Source organism: Streptomyces sp. BBFR25 (assembly GCF_044590125.1).
Classification (GTDB): Bacteria; Actinomycetota; Actinomycetes; order Streptomycetales; family Streptomycetaceae; genus Streptomyces; species Streptomyces canus_D.
Map to the genome: position 1 here is coordinate 8,252,814 of NZ_CP172447.1, position 22,346 is coordinate 8,275,159.

The window sequence follows — 22,346 nt, forward strand, 5'->3', positions numbered from 1 at the left end:
TGCTACCGCGCCTCCTGATCGCTGTCCGGGACCGTCGCGGCCGGCATCGGGGTCCGTTCCGCCCGGAGCCTCCCCGTCCCGTTGTGCCGCTTCGGCCGTTCGTCGTGGCCGCGCGGCGCGGCGTGCGGACCGTCCCACAGGGTGCCGTCGGTCCGGTCACGCGGATCGGGGTCGATCAGGACCACCCCGATCACCGCGATGCGCTGGTCCGCGAGCTGCCGCGCCACGGTGTGCAGCCAGGCGGCGCTGCCGTGCCCGGCCCGTACGACGAGCACCGTCCTGCCGCCGAGGTGGTGGAGGTCGGTCCACGCCGTACCGGGCGCCACCGAGCCGACGCCCAGCCGGCGCACGTGGTGCGGCTCGGCGTCGGCACGCTCGCCGCTCAGCACGGTGGGGCCACCGGACTTGCGGCGCGCGCCCGCGAGGTCCGTGCCGGGCAGCGCGTCGACGACGGCCACGGGCCCGTCCGCCTCCAGTGCCGCGGCGACGTCCAGGGCGATCAGGCCGGTCCCGCGCGCACAGCCGAGTTCCAGCAGCGACACCGGCTCCGCGGAGCCGCGCACGATGCGGGCCAGGGTGGTGGTGAGCCGTTCGCGGGCCGCCCGGGTACGCCGGCGCTGCCACGGGAGGGCCGACCGGCGCGGCTCGCGGCGCAGTTCCGCGAGGACCGAGGCGCCCAGGTTCGCGGCGATCTCCCGGCGCAGCACGGGGCGGTCCGCCACCACCGCGCCGACCGCGGCCAGCGCGAGCCCGAGTACGAGCCCGAGGGCCAGCCCGATCCCGGCGTTGGTGACCACGGCCCTGGGCATGGAGTGCCGCACCGCGTGCGGGGCGTCCACGATCTTCGTGCCGGCGACGACCTCGGGCGTGCCGGTGAGCGCCTCCGCGGCCCGCTGGTCGAACTCGGCGATCCGCGAGTCGAGTTCGGCCCGGCGGGCGAAGAGCGACTCGATGCTCGCCGACGCCTTCGGCTCGTCGTCCGGTGAGCGGTCCCCGATCGACCTGTTGACCTCGGCCAGCTCCTTGCGCATGCGGTCCCGCTGGTCCAGCAGGGACTCGGACTCGGCCTCGGCGGCCTCCCGCATCCGCCGCACGTGGTCCGCGACGAACGTCTCGGCCAGCGCCTTGGCCCGGGCCACCGCGTCCGCGTCGCTGTCACCGGTCACGTCGATCCGCAGCAGGTTGTTGGTCAGTCCGGTGCCCCGGTAGTCCTGCATGAAGTCTTCCGGGTCCTCCCGGGAGCCGAGCGCCCGCAGGGCCTCGGCGGCGATCCGCGTGGTGTCCAGCAGCTCGACATCGGTGCGGATCAGCGTTCCGGTGTCGTTGGGCTGGTCGTCCTTGTGCGCGACCAGCACCTTGGTCACCGCCGCCGGCGAGGGCGGCAGCAGGACCGCAACCGCCGCCCCGGCCAGCAGGCCCAGCAACGCCAGGGACGCCCACAGGCGCCGCCGCCTGCGCACCGCCACGACCAGTGCCTGCAGGTCCAGCAGCGGAGCGGAGGCGGACGACTGCGAAGCCGTACTCGTCGTCATGCGGCACCTCCCGTCGCGTTCTCGTGCACCAAAGCCGCCGCGGCGGCGGTCTCCCCAGGGCGGTCCGAGGACCCCGTCGGACGGGCCCGGACCGCGTCGGCGACGACGACGCCGACGACCTCGTGCCCGCCGTCCGCGCACGCCTCGGCGATGCCGGTCAGTTCCTCCGCGGTGCGGCTGCCCGCGCCGAGCACGACCAGGACACCGGACTCGGTGTCGCGGTCCGGCACCATCGGCCGGGACACCGAGACCTCCACCACGCGCAGCAGCGGTTCGCCCTCGGCCTCGGCGGCGAGCCGCTCCGCGGCCCGCCGGGCGACCTCGTCGTCGTCCGGTACGACGACCAGCAGCCGCCGGGCGGCCGGCAGCCGTTCCCGCAGGCGCGCGCACACCCGCCGGTAGCGGATCCGCCGCCCGGCCTCGTCGCCGGAGGACCGCGGGGCCGGCAGGTCCCAGCGGACGTCGGTGCCCAGCAGCCGCCGCAGCCGGGCCCGCGCGCCGCGTGCCTTCGGCCGGTGGGCGCGCCGGTCACCGGGTACGTCGACGGTGCCCAGCAGCGCCGAGCGCAGCGCCGCGGCGACCTCGGGTTCGGAACGCAGCCGCCGGTTCACCCGCGCCGCGGCGAGATGACCGACGACCGCGAGCACGAAGAACAGCAGTGCGCCGCCGCCGACGAGCTGCGGCCTGGTCGGCGGGGCCTCGCCGGTCGGCCGGGGCGCCGGTCCCATGACGACCAGACCGGCCCTGTTGTTCGCCGGGTCGGCCTCCTCCAGCTTCTGCATGGCCTCCTGGAGCGAGGTGCGCAGCTTCTCCAGCTCGGTGCGGGTCTGCACGCTCTCCACGGTCTGCCCCGGATCGGCCGCGTTGGCCAGGTCGGTGATGCGCTGGTTGGTCCGCTTCACCTGCTCCCGCAGGGCCTCGGGCCCCGCCGCCTCGTCGGGATCGGTGCTGCCGCTCGCGATCCGCGTCGCGAACGTCACGAACTGCTCGGCCACTTCGTCGGAGAGCCGCTGCGCGCGCTCCGGGGACTCGGCGGTCCCGGAGATCTTGATGACGTTCCCGTCGGCGGTCTCGGCGCTCACCCGTTCGCGCAGCTCGCTGTCACCGACCCCGCTCCAGCCCAGCGCCTCGCCCGCGCGGTCGACCACCGACGAACTGGTCGCGATCTCCACCTGGGTGACCAGCTCGCGCTCCTCCCACTGCCCCGGCAGCAGCACCGAGGCGGACGCCGTGTAGCGCGGCGGGAACAGCACCGAGACGCCGTAGCCGACGAGTGCGCCCACCACGACGAGGACGGCGAGCAGCCGCCGCCGCCGACGGAGAATCCGCCCGACCGTGACCAGGCGTATCGTGTCATCGCTCAACGGCGCGGCCTTCTCCCTGCTCTGATCCCGGCTTCGACCCCGCCCGGCCCGCGCCGCCCGCCGACACCGGAGCGTGGTCGCGGCAGGCGGCGGCGTACGCGGCGAGCAGTGCCGTCTGCGAGTTGCGCCAGGACAGCTCCCCGTTGACGCGCTCCTGGCCGATCTTGCCCATCCGGGCGCGCTCGTCCGGGTCGTCCAGCAGCCGTGCGACGAGCCTCGCGAACGCGGCCTCGTCGTTGGCGGGTGCGTAGAGGGCGGCCTCCCCGGCGGAGACGCGCGCCTCCCGGAGGTCGAACGAGACCATGGGGCGGCCCATCGCCATGTACTCCAGGACCTTGTTCATGGTCGACACGTCGTTGAGCGGATTGCGCGGGTCGGGGGAGAGGCACACGTCCGCCGTGGACAGGTAGCGCACCAGGTCGGCGTCAGAAATGCGCCCGGTGAACTGCACCTGCTCGCCGAGCCCCAGCGACCGGGACAGCTCCACCATCGCGTCGAAGGCGTCACCGGAGCCGACGAACACCGCGTGCCAGTCGGTCCGCCCGACCTCGTCGCGCAGTTTCGCGAGGGCCCGCAGGGCGTAGTCGACGCCGTCCTGGGGCCCCATGACGCCGAGGTAGCACAGCAGATGGGGCTTGCCCCGCTTCAAGTCCGGTTCGGCGGGCACCGGTCGGAAGCGGTCGGTCGCGGGCGCGCTGCGCACCACGAACACGTCGTCCGGGCGCCGGCCGCCACGGCGTATCGCGACGTCCTTGTAGCTCTCGTTCGTGGCGAGCACGATGTCCGCGGCCCGGTAGGTCAGCCGTTCCAGGGCGCACACGGCGCGGTAGAGGAGGTCCTTGCCGCGGCCGAACCGGGACAGGTACAGCTCGGGTATCAGGTCGTGCTGGTCGAAGACGAACCGCGCGCCGCGCCGCTTGAGCCACAGGGCCGGCAGGAACAGCAGGTCTGGCGGGTTGCAGGCGTGGACCACGTCGACCGGGCCGACCCTGCGGGCCAGCCGGAAGGTGTGCCAGAGCGCCGCCCCGTACTCCCGCAGGTAGCCGGCCGGTCCACCGGTCGCCGCGCGCAACGGGTAGCGGTGGATGCGTACCCCGTCGACGACCGCTTCCCGCTCCGTGTCCCGCTTGGTGCCCCGGGGACAGATGACGTGCACCTCCCAGCCCGCGTCGCGCAGGGTCGTGCACTCCTGCCACACCCGCCGGTCGAAGGGCACCGACAGGTTCTCCACCAGGATCAGCGCGCGCCGTCCCGGCCGGTCGCCGGTGCTGCCGCCGAGCGGCGTGGCACCGGACGTCGTGTCACCAAGCAAGGCCCACGTACCCCGGTTCGGTCCGGCGCGTGTCGGCGTCGGGAAGGTGGATGAGGTCGATCAGCAGCGGATCCCCGCCGTGCGGGAGCGCCGCCAGCACGGCCGGGTCCCTGGTCCCTACGAGGCACACCTCGGCGTGTTCCAGCACCTCGTCGACGGAGTCCGCGAGCAGCTGGGCGAGGTGCGGCAGCCGGGTCTCGACGTACTCGCGGTTGGCGCCGAGCAGTCGGGACAGGCTCACGTTGGCGTCGTGGATCTTCAGGTCGTAGCCCTTGCCGAACAACCGCTCCGCCAGTTCGACGAGCGGGCTCTCGCGCAGGTCGTCGGTGCCGGGCTTGAAGGACAGTCCGAACAGCCCGACCCGGCGCTTCCCGGCGCGCTCCACCAGCTCCACCGCCCGCTCCAGGTGCGCGGAGTTGGAGGGCAGCACATGGGCCAGGATGGGCACCGACACGTCGGCCCGTTGCGCCGCGTGGACCAGGCTGCGCAGGTCCTTGGGCAGGCAGGAGCCGCCGAAGGCGAAGCCGGGCCGCAGGTAGGCGGGGCTGATGTTCAGCTTGCGGTCGGCCAGGAAGACGTCCATCACCTGGTGCGAGTCCACCCCGAGCGCCTGGCACACCGCGCCCAGCTCGTTCGCGAAGCCGATCTTGAGCCCGTGGAAGGCGTTGTCCGCGTACTTGATCGCCTCGGCCGTCGCGACCGGCACCCGGAACACCTCGCCGGGCAGGCTGTCGTACAGGCCCAGCACCGCGTCGCCGCTGGCCGGGTCGAGTTCGCCGATGACGGTCTTGGGCGGGTCGAAGAAGTCCCGCACGCTCGTGCCCTCGCGCAGGAACTCCGGGTTGACCGCGACCCCGAAGTCCACCCCGGCGGTGCCGCCGACGTACTTCTCCAGGATCGGCACCAGCAGGTTCGCGCAGGTGCCCGGGAGCATGGTGCTGCGGAACACCACGGTGTGCCGCCCGCTGTGGCCACCACGGTCCGCCAGCGCGGCGCCGATCTCCTCGGTGACCCGTTCCAGGTACGTCGTGCACAGACTGCCGTTGGGCTCCGAGGGGGTGCCCACGCAGACCAGGGATATCTCGCTCTCCATGATCGCCTCGCGGACGTCACCGGTGGCGCGCAGCGCTCCGGTTGCCACCACCTCGGCGATCAGTTCACCGATCCGCTCCTCGACCACCGGGGCCTTGCCGTCGTTGACCAGGTCCACCTTCACCTGGTTCACATCCACCCCGATGACCTCGTGCCCCATGCCGGCCAGGCACGCGGCCGACACGCAGCCCACATAGCCCAGGCCGAAAACGCTGACCCTCATGACCCGTTCCTCCCCCCAGGCAGACCCCGACGGCCTGCGATCCGCGCGTGGGCCCGACGGCCCCCGCGCATCAGTACGCCCCCTGCCCGTGGACCACCGCGCGCAGCGTCTTCCACAAGATCACCGCGTCCAGCGCGAGCGACCAGTCCTCCACGTACCGAAGGTCCAGCCGGACCGCTTCCTCCCACGGCAGATCGCTGCGTCCGCTGATCTGCCACAGGCCGGTGAGCCCGGGCTTGACCAGCAGCCGCCTTCGGATGTCCGGGCCGTACGCCGCGGACTCCTCCGGCAGCGGGGGCCGCGGACCGACCAGCGACATCGATCCGGTGAGCACGTTGAACAGCTGCGGCAGTTCGTCGATCGAGTACCGGCGCAGCACCGACCCGACCCGGGTCACCCGCGGGTCCCGGCGGAGCTTGAACAGCAGGCCCGCGCCCTCGTTGCGGTCGGCCAGCGCGGCACGCGCCCGGTCGGCCCCGGCGACCATGGTGCGGAACTTGAGAATGGTGAACTCGCGGCCGCCCTTGCCGACCCTGCGCTGGCGGTAGAACGCCCCGCCCCGGCTGTCCACCAGGATCAGCAGGGCGACGAACACCATCAGGGGTGCGAACAGCGTCAGCAGGATCACCGCGCCCAGCCGGTCGGCCACGGCCTTGACGGCCCGGCGGCCCCCGGTGAAGGTCGGCATGCTGACCCGCAGCAGCGGGATCCCGAGCACCGCGTCGACGTGCAGCCGCGGGCCGGCCACCTCCATCAGCACGGGCGCCACGATCATCTCGGCCTCGCTGCCCTCCAGGTTCCAGGCCAGCCGCTGCAACCGGTGCGGTGACCAGTGCGGGTCCGGGGTGACCGCGACCACCCGGTAGCCGTCGCGGCGGACGTGGTGGGCGACGTGCTCCAGTGGGCCGACGACCGGCACTCCGTCCAGTTGGTCATCCTCGGGCCCGGGGCCGAGCGTCGTGCAGACCGCGTCCACGCGCCAGCCGAGGTGCGGGAACCTCCGGGTCCGGGCGATCAGATCGCGCACGGTGTCCGGGCTGCCGGCCGCGAGCACCGGTCTCAGGCAGCGCCCCTCCTTGCGCTGCCGGTGCAACCGGACGCGCAGCGCGTAGCGCGAGATCATGGTGACGATCGCGATCGCCGGGACGGCGACGAAGATCCAGAGCTTGATGTTGCGCGAGGTCAGGGCGATCCCGCCGAGCGCCAGCACGACGGTCGCCATGAACAGTGAGCGTCCGAGCCGCCGGAACTCCTCGGCGCCCTGGCCGAGCACGGCGGGCGCCCACGACCGGCTCACCGCGAGCGCGCCCAGCACCAGCAGCCAGGTGCCGAAGGCCAGAATCCCCCATTTCTCGTGCCAGTTGGCCGCGTCCCGGACCCCGAAGAAATTGCCGATGCCCGCCGCCACGAGGGCGGTGGTCACGGCATCGCTGGTGATCACGGTACGGCGGTACCGCTGCTCCCAGTCGCTCGCGAGCCGGCTGGTTGCCCCGTCCGCCAACTGCTCGCGCGCAGACGGAAACGGGCTGACCAATCCCCCTTGCCGCACAGAACCCCCCAGGTCCCCAGTGGTTCGACGTAGTCGCCTAGCACTGTTCCTCCCCCTCGGGAGACCCCCGCCTCCCGTGCCGCGCTGTTCCTCCCCACGGACGGCCCCCCGGCCTGCCCGCGCACAACGTTCCGGCTATGCCACAGCAATACGAACCATGCACAGTGAAAGCAGCAGACCCCCCTGCCCCGGACCTAAAGATCATTACCGGTCGCCTCGTGCCTGAACAGCTGAAGCACGGTCAATCTAGACCATCGGGGCCACCGTGTAGAGGGGATGTGTGTAATTCGTGCTCACGCTTTGGGAGTTGATCAACCATCCTGTGAAAGCCCCGTGGGCGCCTTCCCGCCACCACGCGCTCCGCGCGGTCGAGTCCCACCGTGATGGGGGGCTCCGCCGGGGCTTCGCACACCGCCGGTTCAGGCCACCAGCAGCCGGAGGCCCAGCTCCGCCGCGTCGAGGTCCAGGAGGTCGCGGTTGCGCTCGGTCCAGCGCCCCGAGGCGAGGTCCTCGCGGAGCCGGGCCACCGCCCGCCGCTCGGCCTGTGGCCCGACCCTGGTCCACACGGAGACCGCGCGGCGTACGTGCTCCTCCAGATACGCCTCCGGCCGGCGCCAGTAGGCTTCCAGGAAACCGTCGGCACAGTCCCAGGGGATGAGCACCGGCTCCAGACGGGCCCCGATCGCGCGGGCCAGCCGGTCCACCGGGGGCCGGTCCGCGACCAGGTCCGCGACCTCGGGCAGGTAGTCGCGGGTCAGCCAGAACCGGTGCCGCCAGCCGGTGTCACTGGCGTCGTGCGTGAACACCACCACCCGACGGGCGACGCGGCGCATCTCCCGCAGCCCGGCGATCGGGTCGTGCCAGTGGTGAACGGTGCTGAAGGCCATCGCGGCGTCGAAGGACCCGTCCTCGAACGGCAGGCTCTCCGCGGCCGCGGCCACACAGCGTGCCGCGCCGGCGGGACGCTGCGCCCGCATGACCGCCGACGGCTCCACCGCGGTCACCTCGCGGTCCGGGGGCTCGTAGGAGCCGGTGCCGGCGCCCACGTTCAGCACCGTCCGCGCGTCCCCGAGCGCCTCCCACACCTGCGCGGCGATCCGCGGTTCGGTACGCCGCGTCGCCGGATAGGCGCTTCCGATCGCCTCGTACAACTTCGCGCCGAACACCTTGAGTTGGTCCTCCGGCGTCGTCCTGATCCCCATCGCCCGTGCCTCCAGTTCCCTGTCGATGGCCGTCACCATGGAGGCCGCACGGTCGCGCCGTTCCACCAGCAGGCCGCGCAGCCGGTGCAGGTGGGCGACCGCGTCGGTGGCGGGGTCGTCGACCAGGTCCGCGATGTCGCGCAGTCCGAAACCGAGCCGCCGGTAGGCCAGAACCTCCCGCAGCCGCTCCACGTCGTCCGCCGAGTAGGCCCGGTAACCGGCCGCGGTCCGCGTGGACGGCCGCACGAGGCCGATCTCGTCGTAGTGATGCAGCGTGCGGACGCTCACGTCGGCCAGCTCGGCCACGCGTCCCACGGTCAGATGCTCCTCCACGTCACCGACGATGCGGCATCACGCCACGTGAGGGTCAAGCGCTCCGCTCGCGGCACGCTGCCCATCGTCGGCTCGTCGGCTCGTCGGCTCGTCGGCTCGCCTGCTCGCCGATGAGCGAGGCCGGGCGCGGGTTGATCAGGTTGCGAGCAGGTGGTCGCGGCCGAACATGGCCGCGGCGGCCCGTGCGGTCGGCGTACCGGAGTCCAGGTCGGCGCCGGCCCGCAGCAGTACGGTCACCACGTCGTCGGCACCCTTGAACAGGGCACCGGCGAGGGGGGACTGGTCCCTGTCGTTGCGCAGGTCCGGGTCGGCGCCGTGCCGGATCAGGGCCCGCACGGTGTCGGCGTGGCCGTGGTACGCGGCGAGCATGAGGAGGGTGTTGCCCGCCGGGTCGCGTACGTCCACCGGCAGCCCGTGTGCCACGAACTCCACCAGCTGCTCGGTGCCGCCCTCCCGGGCCAGGTCCATGGCGATGGCCACGACGCGCTCCGTCTGCTCGGGAGTCAGGCCACCGCTGTTGTTCTCGTCCATGATGTCTCCGTGGCGGTACGCCCGCGCCGGTGCGGGCCCCTCGGGGGTGCCCGCACCGGCGCGGTGCGTGGTATCGCTCGTCCTTCCGACCGGCCGGGTCAGCGCTTGCCGGCGGCCAGGGCCTCGATCGCCTTGCGGACGCCCGCGCCGTAGGCCGGGTCGGCCTGGGTGCAGTTGCCGATGTGGCGCTCGATCGTCTGCTCCGAGGCGCCGTCGATCGCGCGCGCCGTGTTCTCGAAGAGAACCTGCTGCTGCTCCGGGCTCATCTGCCGGAACAGGTTGCCGGGCTGCTCGAAGTAGTTGTCGTCGTCCTCGCGGTAGTTGAACCGGTCGGCGACTGCGCCCACGGCCTGGCTGGGCTCGCGGTAGGCCGGCTGCTCCTGCCAGCGCCCGTAGGAGTTGGGCTCGATGCCCGGGGTGGCTCCCTGGTTGCCGTCGACGCGCATGCCGCCGTCGCGGTGGTAGGAATTCACCGGGTTCTTCGGGGCGTTGACGGGGATCTGGTGGTGGTTGACACCGAGGCGGTAGCGCTGGGCGTCGCCGTAGGAGAAGAGCCGGCCCTGCAGCATCCGGTCGGGGGAGAAGCTGATGCCCGGGACCACGTTGGCCGGGCTGAAGGCGGCCTGCTCGACGTCCGCGAAGTAGTTGTCGGGGTTGCGGTTGAGCTCCCACTCGCCGACCTCGATCAGCGGGTAGTCCTTCTTCGACCAGACCTTGGTGAGGTCGAAGGGGTGGAAGCGGTAGTTCTCCGCGTCGGCCTCCGGCATGACCTGGATGAACAGCTTCCACTTCGGGAAGTCGCCGTCCTCGATCGCGTCGAAGAGGTCGCGCTGGTGGGACTCGCGGTCCTTGCCGACCAGGGCCTCGGCCTCGGCGTCGGTGAGGTTCTTGATGCCCTGCTGGGTGCGGTGGTGGAACTTGACCCAGAACCGCTCGCCCTCGGCGTTGATCAGGCTGTAGGTGTGCGAGCCGAAGCCGTGCATGTGCCGGTAGGAGGCCGGGATGCCGCGGTCCGACATCACGATCGTGACCTGGTGCAGGGCCTCGGGGAGGTTGGTCCAGAAGTCCCAGTTGTTCTCGGGGTTGCGGAGGTTGGTGCGCGGGTCGCGCTTCACCGCGTGGTTGAGGTCAGGGAACTTCAGCGGGTCACGGAAGAAGAAGACGGGGGTGTTGTTGCCGACCAGGTCCCAGTTCCCCTCCTCCGTGTAGAACTTCACGGCGAAGCCGCGGATGTCGCGCTCGGCGTCGGCGGCGCCGCGCTCACCGGCGACCGTGGAGAACCGGGTGAAGAGCGGGGTCTTCTTGCCGATCTCGGAGAAGATCTTGGCGCTCGTGTACCGCGTGATGTCGTGGGTCACCGTGAAGGTGCCGAACGCGCCCGAGCCCTTGGCGTGCATCCGGCGCTCCGGGATGACCTCGCGGTCGAAGTGGGCGAGCTTCTCCAGGAACCACACATCCTGCAGCAGCATCGGACCGCGCGGGCCGGACGTCAGCGAGTTCTGGTTGTCGGGAACCGGTGCACCGGCAACCGTGGTCAGCGGCTTCTGGTTGTTCTCAGGCAAGGCTTGCTCCTCGGTGTGGTTCTTCGCGGACACTACCCTACATTGGACAGGATCTAAGGCAAGGTGCCATCTAGAGCCATATCCACTCTTGAGTCGATGCCCGATCCTGCTAGGGTGCTGCGCATGAGTGATCTCCTGGGGCGGCTTCGTGAACGCGGCTGGCGCCTGACCGCGCAGCGGCGCGTCGTCGCCGAGGTCCTCGACGGAGACCACGTACACCTGACCGCCGACGAGGTGCACGCCCGCGCGGCGGAGCGACTGCCCGAGATCTCCCGGGCGACGGTCTACAACACGCTGCGCGAACTGGTGCACCGGGGCGAGGTCCTGGAGGTGTCGACCGACGGCCGCGCCAAGCGCTACGACCCCAACGCGCACCGCCCCCACCACCACCTGCTCTGCTCACGCTGCGGCTCGATCCGCGACGTGCACCCGACGGGCGACCCCCTCTCCGACCTCCCGGCCTCCCAGTCCTTCGGCTTCACCGTCTCGGAGGTCGAAGTGACCTACCGCGGCATCTGCCCGGACTGCGCCGCCTGACGCCGCCGGCGGACCGGTCCGGCCCTCATCCCTTCGGGGCGTCCGAAGCGCCGTCCTGCGCGCATACCGGCACAGTGGTTCCCGGACCACACGGACCCGGAAAGAAGCGAGGCGCGCCGTGAAGATCGCGGTCATCGGCTCCCGGACCCCATCCCACACACCGACCGGCTGTCCTGAATGACCGAGCGCGCCGGCCACGGCCCGGCCGACGCCGCCGCGCCGCGGGGAATGCTGCGGCGCAGGCCGGAGGGGTGGCTGTTCAAGGGAACCTACGGTCTGGTGCTGGCCAGCGCGTTGGTGGCCGCGCTGGACGTTCCGGGCGGGGAGGCCAACCCCGGCCAGGACGCGCTGTGGGTCCTGCTCACGGCGCTGACGTCGGGCGCCGCCCACGGATACGCGCACGTCATCGCCCAGCGCGCGTCCGGTGGCGGGAGGGCCGGACCGGGCCGGGTGCGCGCCGTGATCGCCGAGTGGCCGCTGGCCGCCGCCGTGCTGCCGACCGTGGCGATGCTGCTCGCCGCGGCGGCCGGGTGGTGGGCGGAGGACACGGCCGCCGACACGGCCCTGGTGCTGAACACCGTCCTGCTCTTCGCCCTGGGTGCCTCCGCGGCCCGCACCGCAGGGCTCGGCCGGCTGTCCTCCTGCCGCGCGGGACTCCTGGACATGCTGATCGGCCTGGTGATCATCGCCGCGGACGCGCTGATCGAGTGACAGTGCGGGCAGGCCCCGCCCACGCCGCCGCCCCGGTGCCCGGCGGCCGGATGCTCCACGGCTCAGCCGTGGAAGGTCGCGACCTCGTCGAGCGGGGCCCGCCCGGCCGTGACCCGGTTCACCGCGGCGGTCTCGTCGGCGTAGCCGAAGGAGACGCCCACGAGCAGCCGCCCCTCGTCCACGCCGAGTTCGGCGCGGACCGTGTCGGCGTAGAAGCTCAGCAGCCCCTGCGGGCAGCTCGCCACGCCGTAGGCGGTCATGGCCAGGAGGAGGGTCTGCAGATAGGCGCCGACGTCCGAGGCCAGCCGGGGCCCGCCGTCCCCGGCGACGAACAGCAAGGCGGCGTGCGGCGCGCCGTAGAAGCGCAGGCTTTCTGCGTTGTAGGCCGCCCGCGACGCCTGGTCGTCCGGAGCGATGCCCAGCGCTCCGTACAGTCCGGCGCCGAACGCCGACCGGCGCGCCTGCTGCACCTCGGAGTACATGTCGTCGGAGTACGGGAAGTCGACCGAGGTGCGGTTCGCGGCGTGAGCCGTCTGCAGGGCGTCCGCCAGCCGCTCCCGCGTGGCGCCGCTCGCCACCTCCACCCGCCACGGCTGAGCGTTGGAGTTGGACGGCGCGGCGCCCGCCAGCGAGAAGATCGCCCGCATCGTCTCTTCGGGCACGGCGTCCGGACGGAACGCGCGGGTCGCGTGCCGACCGCGTATCAGCTTCTCCGCGGCACCACTCAGTTCGGTGGGGACCGGCAGGCTCATGGATTCCTCCTCGACGGCTGTCTCAGGTAAACGCAACCGTTTACATCGAGGACCCTAGCAGCCCTTTCCTGGTGGAAGTAAACGCGGCCGTATACTCGCTCCATGAGCGCGACCACGACATCCCCGGCACGTGGGCGCGGCGGGCGGGAACGCATCCTGACGGCCGCCGCGCACCTCTTCGCGACCCAGGGGATCAACGCGACCGGTATGGAACAGATCGCGGAAGCGGCACCCGTGTCCAAGCGCACCCTCTACGCGCACTTCCGGACCAAGGGGGACCTGGTGATCGCGCACCTGGAGGGCCTCGCCTCCTCGGGCGCCACGCTCGAAGGCGTGCTGACCCGCGACGACGTTCCGCCGCTGGAGCGGATCCTCGGGCTGTTCGACCTGCCCGCGCCCGACGGGACACCGGTGCGCGGATGCCCGTTCATCGATGCCGCGGCCGAGTTCCCCGACCCGGACAGCACGGTCCACTCCTACGCCCGCGAACAGAAGCTGCGGATGGTGCGGCTGGTCACGGCGCTGGTGACGGAGCTGGGCTGCGAGCGGCCCGACGCACTCGCCGAGCAACTGGTCACCCTCGCGGACGGGGCGGCCAGCCGCGCCATGGTGCTGGGGGAGGCCGACTACGGCCGACACGCACGGGCCGCGGCGGAGACCCTCCTCGCGCACGCCCTGCCCGCCGGGGCCTGACGCCCCCTCCGTCACTCACCCGATTCCCGGGTGTCGCGGTCGCCGCCCTCGCGCTGGTGACCGCGGCGGGCGTCGCGGTCGAAGATGCCCAGGATCTCGCAGGGTCCGCCCGCGGTGCCGATCGCGTGCGGCAGCATCGTGGGGAACTCGGCGGCCTGATGGGTCTCGACGCGGAAACGGCGGTGGCCGAGCATGAGGACCGCGGTACCGGACAGGACCACGAGCCATTCGCGCCCGGGGTGGGCACGCATGCGCGCCGGATTCTCGGGCGGCGGCTGGGTCATGCGCTGACGCACCACGGTCATGCCGGGGTCGCCCTTCACCGGCCAGCGCATCAGGCCGTGGGCGCTGTCGATCATCGGACTGGTGATGACGTCGTCGTCGGCGGTCTCCACTAGCTGGTCCAGCGTGGTGTCCAGGGCGCGGGCGAGCGTGACCAACTGGTCCAGGGCGAGGCGGCGCCGGCCGTTCTCGATACGGCTCAACGAGGACTGGCTGAGGTTGGCGCGTCCGGCCAGTTCCTCCAGTGACCAGCCCTGCGCGACCCGCAGGGCGCGGATCCGTTTGCGCACGAGGCTGTCCAGATCTCCATCTTCTTGCGTCATGAGCAACATCGTATGCCTTCGGCGCAAGGCGGGCTTAGCTTCGGACGCAGTCGAGCCGCACTCCCGACCCTTTCCACGCCCCGTCGGGCGGCGGCATGCCCTGCGAAAGGAACCCATGCGTACCAGCCCACCCGTACAGGCCGCCCGGGCCGACGGCGGGAACACCCCCGACGCGCGTCAGCTGCGCACCATCCTGACCGCCGTCTCCGTCGCGCTGATGGCCGTGATCGCGTCGGTGTCCGGTCTGAACGTCGCGCAGACCCACATGGCCGTCGAGTTCGGTGCCTCCCAGAACACGGTCCTGTGGATCATCAACATCTACACGCTCGCCCTGGCCGCGCTGCTGCTCCCGCTCGGCGCCGTCGGCGACCGACTGGGCCGCAAGCCCATGCTCGTCGCCGGGCTGGGAGTCTTCGGTGCCGCGAGCGTCCTCGCGGGACTGGCCCCCTCGGCCGAGGTCATGCTCGCCGCCCGGGTGGCCGGCGGTGCCGGAGCCGCGATGATCATGCCGGTCACCCTCGCCGTCATCACCTCCACCTTCCCCGAGGAGCAGCGCGGCAGGGCGATCGGCGTGTGGACGGGGGTCGCCGGAGGCGGCGGCATCCTGGGCATGTTCCTCTCCGCCCTCCTCGTCGACGTCGCCGACTGGCGTCTGCTGTTCGTCCTCCCGGTCATCCTGGTCCTCGTGGCCCTGGCCCTGACCCTGAGGTCGGTCCCCAACTCCCGCGAGACCCCGGCCCACCGGTTCGACACGGCCGGAGCGCTGATCTCCACCGTCGCCGTGACCGGCCTCATCTTCGTCCTCCAGGAAGGCCCCGAACGCGGCTGGACCGCCCCGGTGACGCTGACCGGCCTCGCCGTCGGCATCACCGCCGCCGCCGGCTTCGTCGCCTGGGAACTGCACCGCCGCGACGCCTCGCTGCTGGACGTGCGCCTGTTCCGTGAGCGCGGCCTGGCAGGCGGCTCGATCACCCTCCTGGTGGTCTTCGGCGTCCAGGCGGGCATCGCCGTGGTCCTCTTCCCGTACTTCCAGGCCGTACTCGGCTGGTCCGGCCTGCTCTCCACGCTGGCGCTGATGCCCATGGCCGTCATGATGATGGCGACCTCCGGTCTGGCCCCCGCGCTCGCCGCACGCGTCGGTTCCCGCGCGACCATGGCCGCGGGCATCGCCCTGGCCGGTGCCGGCCTCGCGCTCATGGCCCTGTTCGTCTCCGTGGACGACGGATACCTGACCATCCTGCCCGGCATGCTGGCCATGGGCATCGGCATGGGCCTGTCGATGACGCCGTCCACGGAGGCCATCACCGGATCGCTGCCGCGCGGGAAGCAGGGCGTCGCGTCCGCGCTGAACGACGTCACCCGCGAGTTCGGCACCGCACTCGGTATCGCCCTGCTCGGCGCGTTGCTGGTCAACGGCTACCGCGGCGCCGTCGACCGACGGCTGGACGGTATCCCCCAGGGTCCCGCGGACGCCGCCCGGGAGGGCGTGGCCAACGCCGTCGAGGCCGCGGGCAGCGCCGGTCCGCACGGCCCGGACCTGCTGCACGCCGCCCAGCAGTCCTTCGTCGACGGCTGGCAGCAGGCCATGTGGGCGGGCGTCGCCGTCATGGGCGTCCTGTTCGTCTACATCGCGTTCCGCGGACCCGGGCGGACGGCGACCCCCGCGGACGCGGACGAAACGGAGGCCGCCGAGGCCCTCACCGCCCCCTGACCACCGGGCGAGTCAGCGGTCCCGGGAGAGTTCGAGGAGTTCGGCGAAGGTGCCACCGGCGTGGACGAGGTCGTCGTAGCCGCCCTGCTCGGTGATCCGGCCGTGCTCCATGACGACGATGTGATCCGCGATCTTCGTGTTCTCCAGGCGATGGGTGACCACGATGGTGATGCGGTCGGCGGCGATCCCCTTGATCCGCTCGAAGATCTGGTGCTCACCGCGCGGGTCCATCTGGGACGTGGGCTCGTCCAGGATCAGCAGCCCCGGGCGGCGGTACAGGGCCCTGGCGCACGCCACGCGCTGCCACTGGCCGCCCGACAGCTCGGTGCCCCCGAAGACGTCGCGGGAGAGCAGGGTGTCCAGGCCCGCCGGGAGGTCGTCGACGGCTTCGCGCAGACCGACCGCCTCCACGGCCTCCCACACCGGCGTGTCGTCGTGGCCGCGGGGCTGGCCGAGGGTGACGTTCTCGCGGACCGGCATCGGCCACTGGGCGAAGATCTGCGGCACCAGACCGATGTGCGCCCACACGGTCGCGGGGTCCACGTCGGCGAGGTCCGTGCCGTTCCAGGTGACCCGTCCCTTGTCCGGGAGGTAGATCCCGGTCAGCAGACGGGTCAGGGTGGACTTGCCCGAGCCGTTCGCCCCGACGATCGCGAGGATCTGACCGCGCTCCAGGGTGAGGGAGACGCCGTCGACGGCGGGCCTGTCCTTGCCCGGGTACCGGTAGACGACCTCCTCCAGCCGGATCCGCTCGGTCGGCGCACGGTGCCTGCCGGGTCCGCGCCGCGGGACGCGGGCGGCGGCGTCGTCGAGGAAGGCCTGCATGTCGCTCAGGTACAGGCTGGTGTGGAAGACCGCGGCCCCGTTGACGACGACTTGGGAGAGTGCGGCGAGCGTGGTCTGCACGGCGATGACGGCCGTGGCCGCGACCGCGAGTTCGATCCGGCCGGAGACCGCCAGCCAGGCGAGGGCTCCCCAGGTCGCGAGGAGGAAGACGCCGCCGGCCGACGCGGACAGCACCGCGATCCGCAGGGTGCGCGGCGCGGCGGCCAGGGTGCGCCGGTCGCACCGGTCGGACAGCGACCGGTACCAGTGGACGAGGTAGTCCGTCATCGAGTTGGCGCGGACCTCGTCGCCGTACTTGGACGTGGTCGCCCACCAGCGCATCATGCCGCGCACGTTGCGGTCGGCGATGTTGGCGTAGTGGACCTCGTAGTCGACCCGGGCAGTGAGGACCGCACCCACACCGGCCGGCAGGACGGCGAGCAGGAGCAGCGGCAGCATCAGCGGATTGAGCGCCGACAGTACGCCGCCGGCCGTGACCATCCGGATCAGCGCGGACAGGAACCGCTGGGCGTCGGTGACCATCACCTGGGTGCGGATCACCCCCATCTCGGCGGCCTCGTGCCGGTCGGAGAAGCCCTCCTGCGCGTACGCGGACGCTTCCACCCGGCAGACCGCCTCGACCAGAGCGCTGTCCGTCTCGGTCGTCAGCCGGGGCGTGATCCGCCGCTCGGCGTAGGTGGCCACCGCCGCCGCACCGCGGCCCAGCGCGGCGGCGAGCGCCACCACCGCCAGCGCGGGCAGCGCGCCGTGCAGCCGGTCCGCGGCGGAACCGTTGCCGAGGACGGGCTTCATGGCGCGGGCGGTGGCGGTCAGCAGCACGGCGGCGGAGACACCGGTGATCACCTGGCAACCGAGCAGCAATTGCACGGCCCGCCGGTCGGTCCGCCACGACAGCCGCGCGATCCGGCTCAGAACGGCCGGGATCTGCGCGCACATCCGCCGGAAGGAGACCTCGGCGAGCGGATTGACGGAGTACCGCCCGCTGTAAGTGATCTCCACGGGTGGCGGTGGCGGTGGCGGTGGTGTGGAGGGCTGCTGTCCGTTCGCGGCGGTCGAGGTCAATGGATCCCCCTTCACGGTCGTTGAGCGTGCTCGTGAAGCTCAACGACCGGACGGAGGTATCGAACACATGTGTTTCGGTCGCGGTCAGGGCCCCGAAGTACGGCGCCTGCCGTGCGTGGCGGATGCACGGACCCGTACGGGACAACGGCGGTGCGGAGCCGGTAGGTTGGCCGAATCGCCGACAACGGCGCTCACATCGACGGCCGGACGCCGAGAACGCCGCGAGCCGCATCCGCCGGTGTGTGCGGAGGCCGGGCATGACAGGGGGAACGTTCGTGAGCCGACCACTGCTGTTCCTCGACGTGGACGGACCCCTCAACCCCTACGCGGCCAAGCCGCACAAGCGGCCCGCAGGCTACACCACCCTCAGGGTCCCCCCGGACGACCGGATTCCCGACGGACATCGATCCCCTCTGGTGCGCCGCCGCCCCCTGAGGGTCTGGCTCGATCCGCGGCACGGAGCAGAACTGCTCCGGCTCGACTACGACCTGTGCTGGGCCACCACATGGATGGCGGACGCCAACCGCTGGATCGCCCCGGTCATCGGCCTCCCCGAACTCCCCTTCGTCGACTTCGGAGACACCCTGCTCCAGGACCGCCCCGACGGAGTCCACTGGAAGACCGCCCTCCTGGTGGAGTACGCCGACGGCCGCCCCTTCGCATGGGTGGACGACGAACAGGGCGACCCGGACCGGGCCTACGTGGCCGCTCACCATCGCGCGCCCGGACTCCTGCACCACGTCGACCCCCGGATCGGCCTGCGCGACGACGACTTCCGGGCGCTCGCCGACTTCGTCCGTTCCCGCACGGTGCCGGGGCGGGGAGGGCGCGGCGGGTAGGGCGCGGCGGGTAGGGGAGGGCGAGGTCAGTCCTCGATCCAGCCGTGGCCCTCGCTGAACTTCAGGAGCGCGCCGCGGATGGTGAGGATCTGCTCCGCGGTCAACTGCGGACTCGCGGTCAGCAGCAGTTCCGTCACGTCACGCCGGTACTCGTCGGAACTCAGTACGTCGCACAGCGGTTGGCCGTTCTCGTCGGACATCACGGCCCTGGGCGGCGCGGCCTCGTGATGGCGGCGCGCGGGCTTGTGCCGCTCTCCCGCGGGGAGCCGGATGCCCGACGCCTTGAGCCCCCGCTCACCACTCTCCACCTCGAACTCCACGACCAGACCGGCACGCACGTACTCCTCGGGGATGAGCAGATCGTTCACGTGCAGGAAGAGGTCCTCGCCGCCGTCCTCCGGCGCGATGAACCCATAACCCCGCGTACTGTCGAAACGCACCACACGACCCGCGACCATGCGGACCCCCCAACCTCTGAAAACCACACGTCTCCGGGGCCCTTCCCCGGAACTGTGTGCATGCTATCCGGTGTCATCCGGCCAGGTTCATGGCGAACGCGCCATGCCGGTGAAGGACCGTACCGACGCCGCCGACCGCTGAAGTTACCGGCGCGACATGTCTTGACCCTCATGATCGCCTCGGATTACCGTTCCCGCGTTCGAGTCATTTGAAACGATTCAATAGCTTCCACACCTGGATACCTCCTCCGAACCCTGGGGCGCACTCATGCACGAACTCGTCTCGCAGCGTGGCGGGATGTCCCGACGCGCGGTGCTGGCCGCCGCCGTGACGGCGGGGGTGACCGCCACCGCCGTCACCGGCTCGCCGGGCGTCGCCGCCCTCCCCACCGGCCCGGCCGCCGAACGGGCCGCCGGCTCGGCCCGGTGGTTCGCCGACCCCGCGCGGTCGGTGCGCCCGAAGTTCCGCTGGTGGTGGCCGGACGGTCTGGTGGACCCCGACGAGGTGGCCCGCGAGATCGACCAGATCGCGGACGCCGGTTTCGGCGGGGCCGAGATCGCCGCCGTACACCACAGCGTCCGGGACAAGTCGCTCCTGGACACCGCCCACCACGGCTGGGGCAGCAGACCCTGGCGCGACGGTGTCGAGGCCGCCCTGCGCCGGGCCGTGCGGCGCGGCCTGACCATCGACCTCACCCTGGGCCCGAGCTGGCCCGTGGCCGTCCCCGGAGTCACCCCCGACGACGAGGCGGCCGCCCAGGAACTCGCCCACGGGTACACCTCGTTGGCCGCCGGGACCACGTACCGCGGGCCCGTACCCGCGCCCGTCCACGAGGCGGCGTCCGGGGTCCGCGCCCAGCGACTCCTCGCCGTCCAGGCCGCCCGTGTCGACCCCGCCCACTCCACCCGCAAGGAGACCGGCCTCGACCCCGACAGCGTCCGCGACCTCACGGACACCGTCACCGACGACGGCCTGACCTGGACGGCACCCGCGGACGGCGAGTGGCTGCTGATCTCCTACTGGCGACGGGGCTCGGGACAGCAGCCGGAATCGGGGCCGCACTCGGCGCCCGCCGCCCACGTGGTCGACCACCTGAGCGCGGCGGGCACCACCGCCGTCACCGACTACTGGGAACGGCACCTCCTCACCGGTTCACTGCGACGCCTGCTGAAGGCCGCGGGCGGCGCCTTCTTCGAGGACTCGGTGGAACTGGAGTCCGAGGGACTGGTCTGGACGGCGCGTCTGCCCGAGGCCTTCGAGCAGCGCACGGGCCGGCCGCTGCTGCCCTGCCTGCCCGCCATCGTCCTCGACGACAGCAACCACGTGTTCGCCTTCGAGGCCCAGCTGACCCGGCAGATCCGGCACGACTTCTGGGCCACGGTCTCCGACCTGTTCAACCGGCACCACGTCGGCGCCCTGAGGGACTGGGCGCACGGCCTCGGCATGACCCTGCGCGCCCAGCCGTACGGTCTGCAGACCGACGCCATCGCCACCGCGGCGAACCTCGACATCGCGGAGGGGGAGTCCCTCGGCTTCAAGAACCTTGACGACTACCGGTGCCTGGCCGGAGGCCGGGACATGGCGGGGCACACCGTCCTGTCCTGCGAGGCCGGCGCCTACAACGGTTCGGCGTACAGCACCACATGGGACCGTGTGCTGCGCAGCATGGGCGGGGCCTACGCGGCGGGCGTCAACCAGACGGTGCTGCACGGCTTCTCGTACGCGAGTGCCCCCGAGGCCGAGTGGCCCGGCTTCGCCGCGTTCAGCCCCTACAACGGCGCGCCGGGGTACGGCGAGTCGTGGGGGCCGCGGCAGCCCACCTGGCGGCACGCCGCGGACATCGCCGGCTACCTCGGCCGGGTCCACGCGGTGCTGCAGTCGGGCACCGCCCGCGCGGACGTCGCCGTGTTCCGGCAGACCGGCTACACGGCCACGGGCATCGGCGCGTCCTGGTTCACCTCGACCGGCGTGCCGCTCGGATGGACGCATCAGTTCCTCAGCGGTCCGCTCCTCGACCTGCCGAACGCCACCGTCTCCGGCGGGCGACTCGCCCCCGGCGGGCCGGCCTACAAGGCGCTCTTCGTCGAAGGGGACTTCTTCTACGGCTCCACCCCGACCCTCGCCCTCGCCGACGCCCGCAGGATCCTCGCGTTCGCCGAGGCCGGACTGCCCGTGGTGCTCCTGGGCGCCTTCGACCAGGCGCTGACACCCGGCATGACCGCGGCCGGTGAGACCGAGCGGCTGCGCGCGGTCCTCGCCCGCCTGCTCGCGCTGCCGGGCGTCGTCCGCGTCACCGAGAAGGCCGCGGTCGGTGACGCCCTCGCCGCGCTCGGCGTCACCCCGGACGTACGGCACTCCGTTCCGTCGACGCTCCTGAACGCCCACCGGGTCACGGCGGAAGCGGACTACTACTACCTGGTCAACGGCAAGCACGCGGAGACCGTCAAGCCGCCCGTGGCCCCCATCGATCACGACGTCACCCTGCGCCGCACACACGGCCGCGACGCGGTGCCCTACCTCCTCGACCCCTGGACGGGCAAGGCCGTACGGGTGGGCCGGTACACCCGGGACGGGCAGGACGTGACGTTCCGCGTCGCCCTGCGGCCGGGCCAGACGCTCGTCGTCGCGCTGGGGCGCCCGGGCCTGTTCGGCGACCGGCACGGAAACCGCCCGCACGCCCTCTCCTCGGACGCCGACGAGGTGCTGTTCACCGCGCACGGGCTCACCGTACGGGCCGCAGCGTCCGGCACCTACCGCACGCTGCTGTCCCAGGGTCGGACCGTGACCACCACCCTCCCCGCCGTCCCCGGCCCGATCGAGCCGCGCCGGTGGCACGTCGAGGTCGAGGACTGGCGCCCCGGCGACCGCCCGACCCGCACCGAACGGGTGCGCCGCACCCTGAAGCTCGACACGCTGCTGCCCTGGTCGAGCATCCCGGAACTGGAGGACAGCGCGGGCATCGGCCGCTACCGCACCACGGTCACCCTCCCCGGCGACTGGAGTTCCGCCCACGGCGCCCTCCTGGAACTGGGGCAGGTCGGCGACACCTTCCGGGTCAGCGTCAACGGCCGGGACGCGGCACCGGCCGACCGTCTCAACCCCGTCGTCGACGTCGGCCCGCTGCTGCGCCGGGGCACCAACACGATCGAGATCGAGGTCGCGACGCCCCTCGTCAACCGGCTCCGGGTGAGCCGCCCGGAGGTCTTCGGAGGGCTCGCCCGCCAGGAGTACGGGCTGGTGGGACCCGTGCGGCTGGTCCCGTACGCGCAGAAGACGGTCTGACTCCCACTGGATTGAACGATTCAAAACAGCGCGGACGGCGCCAAGGCCCGTCCGCGCCGAGTCATGCCCGCGCGGCGTCCGCGGACTTGCGGTTCGCAGGGACTTGTGACGGGTCAGCTGGTTCTTGTGGGAACCCTTGACGCTCCTGG

The 22,346-nt window shown here is 72.2% G+C and carries 18 protein-coding genes; 6 read left to right on the top strand and 12 right to left on the bottom strand.

Features of this window, described 5'->3' with window-relative positions:
- Positions 1-2: 2 nt before the first annotated feature.
- The 8 genes from ACGH52_RS37035 to ACGH52_RS37070 form a co-directional block, all read right to left on the bottom strand.
- A complete protein-coding gene (locus ACGH52_RS37035; RefSeq protein ID WP_399945924.1) occupies positions 3-1,532 on the bottom strand; it encodes a Wzz/FepE/Etk N-terminal domain-containing protein in 1,530 nt (509 codons plus the stop codon).
- The gene (locus ACGH52_RS37040) at positions 1,529-2,896 is read right to left on the bottom strand and encodes a Wzz/FepE/Etk N-terminal domain-containing protein (protein ID WP_399945927.1); all 1,368 of its coding nucleotides are present in this window, start codon (positions 2,894-2,896) and stop codon (positions 1,529-1,531) included. The genes ACGH52_RS37035 and ACGH52_RS37040 overlap by 4 nt, the downstream gene beginning before the upstream one ends.
- Positions 2,886-4,208, bottom strand: coding sequence for a glycosyltransferase family 4 protein (locus ACGH52_RS37045; RefSeq protein WP_399945930.1), 1,323 nt, complete (start codon positions 4,206-4,208; stop codon positions 2,886-2,888). The genes ACGH52_RS37040 and ACGH52_RS37045 overlap by 11 nt, the downstream gene beginning before the upstream one ends.
- Positions 4,198-5,523: a nucleotide sugar dehydrogenase gene (locus ACGH52_RS37050; protein WP_121703573.1), complete on the bottom strand. Its 1,326-nt coding sequence runs from the start codon at positions 5,521-5,523 to the stop codon at positions 4,198-4,200. The genes ACGH52_RS37045 and ACGH52_RS37050 overlap by 11 nt, the downstream gene beginning before the upstream one ends.
- A 70-nt stretch (positions 5,524-5,593) precedes the next feature.
- The gene (locus tag ACGH52_RS37055; RefSeq protein WP_076972460.1) at positions 5,594-7,072 is read right to left on the bottom strand and encodes a sugar transferase; all 1,479 of its coding nucleotides are present in this window, start codon (positions 7,070-7,072) and stop codon (positions 5,594-5,596) included.
- Between the two features lie 419 nt (positions 7,073-7,491).
- Positions 7,492-8,607 (bottom strand): MerR family transcriptional regulator, encoded by a 1,116-nt coding sequence (locus tag ACGH52_RS37060; RefSeq protein ID WP_399945935.1) that lies wholly within the window; start codon positions 8,605-8,607, stop codon positions 7,492-7,494.
- A gap of 135 nt (positions 8,608-8,742) precedes the next feature.
- Complete coding sequence (locus tag ACGH52_RS37065) at positions 8,743-9,138, bottom strand: ankyrin repeat domain-containing protein (protein WP_399945937.1); 396 nt, start codon at positions 9,136-9,138, stop codon at positions 8,743-8,745.
- 98 nt (positions 9,139-9,236) lie between these two features.
- The gene (locus ACGH52_RS37070) at positions 9,237-10,700 is read right to left on the bottom strand and encodes a catalase (RefSeq protein ID WP_059297188.1); all 1,464 of its coding nucleotides are present in this window, start codon (positions 10,698-10,700) and stop codon (positions 9,237-9,239) included.
- 123 nt (positions 10,701-10,823) lie between these two features.
- Here ACGH52_RS37070 and ACGH52_RS37075 point away from each other — a divergent pair, with 123 nt between their 5' ends.
- Both ACGH52_RS37075 and ACGH52_RS37080 read left to right on the top strand, forming a co-directional pair.
- Positions 10,824-11,237 carry a Fur family transcriptional regulator gene (locus tag ACGH52_RS37075; RefSeq protein WP_059296459.1) on the top strand — a complete coding sequence of 138 codons (414 nt, stop codon included), beginning with the start codon at positions 10,824-10,826 and terminating at the stop codon, positions 11,235-11,237.
- A 177-nt stretch (positions 11,238-11,414) separates the two neighbouring features.
- Positions 11,415-11,948: a hypothetical protein gene (locus ACGH52_RS37080; RefSeq protein ID WP_399945942.1), complete on the top strand. Its 534-nt coding sequence runs from the start codon at positions 11,415-11,417 to the stop codon at positions 11,946-11,948.
- Positions 11,949-12,010: 62 nt separating this feature from the next.
- Here the strand turns inward: ACGH52_RS37080 and ACGH52_RS37085 are convergent, their stop codons facing one another.
- Positions 12,011-12,700, bottom strand: a complete 690-nt coding sequence (locus tag ACGH52_RS37085; protein WP_399945945.1) for a nitroreductase — start codon at positions 12,698-12,700, stop codon at positions 12,011-12,013.
- Positions 12,701-12,802: 102 nt separating this feature from the next.
- Here ACGH52_RS37085 and ACGH52_RS37090 point away from each other — a divergent pair, with 102 nt between their 5' ends.
- Entirely contained in the window at positions 12,803-13,393 is a 591-nt protein-coding gene (locus ACGH52_RS37090; RefSeq protein ID WP_059296456.1) for a TetR/AcrR family transcriptional regulator, read from the top strand.
- 11 nt (positions 13,394-13,404) lie between these two features.
- On the opposite strand, the gene ACGH52_RS37095 is transcribed toward ACGH52_RS37090, so the two are convergent.
- The gene (locus tag ACGH52_RS37095; RefSeq protein WP_059296455.1) at positions 13,405-13,998 is read right to left on the bottom strand and encodes a helix-turn-helix domain-containing protein; all 594 of its coding nucleotides are present in this window, start codon (positions 13,996-13,998) and stop codon (positions 13,405-13,407) included.
- Between the two features lie 115 nt (positions 13,999-14,113).
- Between ACGH52_RS37095 and ACGH52_RS37100 the strand changes: the two genes are divergently transcribed.
- A complete protein-coding gene (locus ACGH52_RS37100; protein WP_399945950.1) occupies positions 14,114-15,709 on the top strand; it encodes an MFS transporter in 1,596 nt (531 codons plus the stop codon).
- Positions 15,710-15,721: 12 nt separating this feature from the next.
- Here the strand turns inward: ACGH52_RS37100 and ACGH52_RS37105 are convergent, their stop codons facing one another.
- Positions 15,722-17,617 (bottom strand): ABC transporter ATP-binding protein, encoded by a 1,896-nt coding sequence (locus tag ACGH52_RS37105; protein ID WP_399945953.1) that lies wholly within the window; start codon positions 17,615-17,617, stop codon positions 15,722-15,724.
- A 275-nt stretch (positions 17,618-17,892) separates the two neighbouring features.
- On the opposite strand from ACGH52_RS37105, the gene ACGH52_RS37110 reads away from it, so the two are divergent.
- A complete protein-coding gene (locus ACGH52_RS37110) occupies positions 17,893-18,456 on the top strand; it encodes a hypothetical protein (protein WP_399945956.1) in 564 nt (187 codons plus the stop codon).
- A gap of 26 nt (positions 18,457-18,482) precedes the next feature.
- On the opposite strand, the gene ACGH52_RS37115 is transcribed toward ACGH52_RS37110, so the two are convergent.
- On the bottom strand, positions 18,483-18,914 hold the full coding sequence (locus ACGH52_RS37115; protein WP_121702766.1) for a cold-shock protein: 432 nt from the start codon (positions 18,912-18,914) through the stop codon (positions 18,483-18,485).
- A gap of 268 nt (positions 18,915-19,182) precedes the next feature.
- On the opposite strand from ACGH52_RS37115, the gene ACGH52_RS37120 reads away from it, so the two are divergent.
- On the top strand, positions 19,183-22,197 hold the full coding sequence (locus ACGH52_RS37120) for a glycosyl hydrolase (protein ID WP_399945959.1): 3,015 nt from the start codon (positions 19,183-19,185) through the stop codon (positions 22,195-22,197).
- Positions 22,198-22,346 lie beyond the last annotated feature (149 nt).